General features: G+C 42.0%; 1 pseudogene. It reads right to left on the bottom strand.

What is annotated here, in order from left to right:
• Window positions 1-401: pseudogene (locus HBA93_RS18465) on the bottom strand (UDP-forming cellulose synthase catalytic subunit); the annotation flags it as partial.
• Between the last annotated feature and the right edge of the window lie 80 nt (window positions 402-481).

Genomic DNA, 481 nt, shown 5'->3' with positions numbered 1-481 from the left:
ATAAATACATCAACGGTTGGTATTTCTGTTGCTTGCAGCTTGATAGCTGTCGGAGAAACACGCGGAAATGACACTACAAACATGGAAAGAGCAAGCATCATCACGCTGTACATTTCAGCTAAATAGAGAATGATGCCGGGAATAAAGTTTTGTAGTTGGTTGACCGGTGGAAGTGTCTGAGTTGTACGCCAATACACATAGCGCAGAACGATAGATGTGCCGAGACCCAGCACAATAAGACGCCATTTTCCGCCAATACGAAAATGCTTTAATACTGCTAAGACAACTAATACGCTTATTCCAAGCGTAAGCTGTGTAGGTAAATTAATTGGCATGAAGGTTAATAATAGCACACAGAGTGCAGATAATAGCCACCATAAGAACATCCCGATTCTAGCCATCGGAATCTCCTTTTTTGATCTGTAATTCTGGCGCAATGATATTCATCAGGGACATACAATACTGCTATTTCCGGCAGTCG

The organism is Ochrobactrum sp. SFR4 (assembly GCF_019730395.1).
GTDB lineage: Bacteria > Pseudomonadota > Alphaproteobacteria > Rhizobiales > Rhizobiaceae > Pseudochrobactrum.
This window is presented reverse-complemented; position numbering and strand designations above follow the sequence as displayed.